The sequence below is a fragment of the Mycobacterium sp. TH-M15 genome (assembly GCF_057473705.1).
The window spans coordinates 1-2,297 of record NZ_JBYCLB010000632.1; the positions used below are offsets into that span (position 1 = coordinate 1).

The 2,297-nt window shown below is 68.4% G+C and carries 4 protein-coding genes and 1 pseudogene; all 5 read left to right on the forward strand.

All coding sequences use genetic code 11. The annotated features are described in order from the left end of the window. Window positions 1-271: pseudogene (locus AC2VNT_RS15430) on the forward strand (hypothetical protein); the annotation flags it as partial. Window positions 272-454: 183 nt separating this feature from the next. Next, window positions 455-892, forward strand: a complete 438-nt coding sequence (locus tag AC2VNT_RS15435) for a nitroreductase family deazaflavin-dependent oxidoreductase (protein WP_486947689.1) — start codon at window positions 455-457, stop codon at window positions 890-892. A 53-nt stretch (window positions 893-945) separates the two neighbouring features. Next, complete coding sequence (locus AC2VNT_RS15440) at window positions 946-1,185, forward strand: hypothetical protein (protein ID WP_486947690.1); 240 nt, start codon at window positions 946-948, stop codon at window positions 1,183-1,185. A gap of 22 nt (window positions 1,186-1,207) precedes the next feature. Beyond that, complete coding sequence (locus tag AC2VNT_RS15445; RefSeq protein ID WP_486947692.1) at window positions 1,208-1,585, forward strand: PIN domain-containing protein; 378 nt, start codon at window positions 1,208-1,210, stop codon at window positions 1,583-1,585. 51 nt (window positions 1,586-1,636) lie between these two features. Further along, window positions 1,637-2,297: pyridoxal-phosphate dependent enzyme (locus tag AC2VNT_RS15450; RefSeq protein ID WP_486947691.1), on the forward strand; the 661-nt coding region annotated here is incomplete at its 3' end.

Genomic DNA, 2,297 nt, shown 5'->3' on the forward strand with positions numbered 1-2,297 from the left:
GAGACATCAATTGCTTTGCAGCGCAATGCATTCCAGTGCCGACGCGGCCCAGAAGTTCGCGAAATCAATGCTGCAACGGTTCGACGTCGACTGGTCAGCGGCCGGACTCACCGGTGACGACATGGACGAACTGGGCGAACACCTGCTGCGAGTCATCCAATCATTCGTCATCGACCCGGGGCGCCCACCACGCCAAGGCGAGCAATTGCGTCAATATCTGCGGCGCTGGGTCAGCTCCGCGGTGGCGACGGCCGCTGTTGCCCGCCGGTAATCCGCACTGGCGCGACGCATCCGAGACGGCGCAGTTCTTTAGACCTCGGTTTAGAACTGCGATCGGCGGCGGCACCGGTGCGGCCCACCCGATAGGGCCGGTACCCACCAGCGGCGGTCCTGTGCGATATGAAGTTCGACGGTTCCGAGCGTCGAGCGGGGGGCTTGGCTAGGCTGATCGCCTATGCCGCTTTCCGGAGAATACGCACCCGGGGCCCTGGACTGGTCCCGCGAGAACGCCGAGCGCTACATGGCGTCCGGCGGTATCGAGGGAACCGAGATGAAGGGCAAGCCGGTCATCCTGCTGACCAGTGTGGGAGCCAAGACCGGCAAGCTGCGCAAGACGCCGCTGATGCGGGTGGAGCACGACGGGCAGTACGCGGTGGTCGCGTCGATGGGCGGGCAGCCCACCAACCCGGTCTGGTCCCACAACCTGAAGAAGAACCCGCGGGTCGAGCTGCAGGACAAGACGGTCAGCGGTGACTACGACGCCCGCGAGGTCTTCGGCGACGAGAGGGCGATCTGGTGGGAGCGCGCCGTCGCCGCGTGGCCGGACTACGCCGACTACCAGGCCCGGACCGACCGGCAGATCCCGGTCTTCGTGCTGGCCCCGGTGGGCTGACCGGCCGCGGTCACCCGACCAGGCGACCACAGTAACTGCGTTACTGTGATTCTGTGAAGAATATCACGGTGTCGGTCTCCGACGACGTCTACCGCCAGGCCCGGATCCGGGCCGCCGAGGCCGGTACGTCGCTGAGCGCCATGGTCGCCGGGTTCCTCACCTCGCTCTCCGAGGGCGATGCGGAGTTCGCCCGGCTGGCGGCGAAACAGCGGCGGATCCAGGGTGAACTACCGGGATTCCGGGCCGGCATGCGCCTCGGCCGCGACGAGATCCACGACCGTGCGGTTCGTTGATACCAGCGTGCTGCTCTAGGCGATCTCGACTGACCGCGACGAGCAGCAGAAAGCGAAGCGCGCCAACGAAATCCTGGCGTCCCGGGATGTGGCACTCTCGGTTCAGGTGCTGCAGGAGTTCTACGTCCAGGTCACCCGGCGGAGCCGGACGGATGCACTCACCCATGAACAAGGTGTCGGGCTGGTGGAGTCGTTTCTGCGCTTCCCGGTCGCGCCGATCACCACCGAACTGATGCTGGCCGCCACCGCCACCCATCGGCGGTTCGGTATCGCCTACCGGGATGCGGCGATCATCGAGGCCGGGCGCTCGCTGGGCTGCGATGTGGTCTGGTCCGAGGATCTCGCCGACGGCCAAGACTACGCCGGCGTGCGGGTGGAGAACCCGTTCCGGCCCAGGTGATCGTGCTGACCCCGGTGTGCCGACCGGCCTGCTCAGTGGCACCATGATCCGGTGTCCGCCGAATCGAGCCCGCGTCCGGGCCGCCCGCTGGGCGGGCCGCTGTCGGCGGCCGATATCGACGCGGCGGCAAAGCGGATCGCCGCGGTGGTGCAACCGACCCCGCTGCAGCTCAGCGAGCGGCTCTCGGCGGTCACCGGTGCCACCGTCTACCTCAAACGCGAAGACCTGCAGTCGGTGCGCTCCTACAAGCTGCGCGGCGCCTACAACCTGCTGGTGCAGCTGAGCGCCGACGAGATCGCCGCCGGGGTGGTCTGCTCCTCGGCGGGCAACCACGCGCAGGGGTTCGCCTACGCGTGCCGGACGCTGGGCATCCACGGCCGGGTGTACGTGCCGGCCAAGACGCCCAAGCAGAAGCGTGACCGGATCCGCTACCACGGCGGGGAGTTCATCGAACTGATCGTGGGCGGGGCGACCTACGACCTGGCGGCCGAGGCCGCCCTGGCCGACGTCGCTCGCAGCGGCGCGACCCTGGTGCCGCCCTACGACGACCTGCGCACCATGGCCGGCCAGGGCACCATCGCCGTCGAACTCCTCGACCAGCTGACGACCGAGCCGGACCTGGTGGTGGTGCCGGTCGGCGGCGGCGGCTGCATCTCCGGGATCACCAGCTATCTGGCCGAGCGCACCCGCCACACCGCGGTGCTGGGGGTGG

What these genes read in the sequence shown, in the direction of transcription:
- AC2VNT_RS15435 (WP_486947689.1), top strand. Translation starts at nt 455, where the DNA reads ATGCCGCTTTCCGGAGAATACGCACCCGGGGCCCTGGACTGGTCCCGC.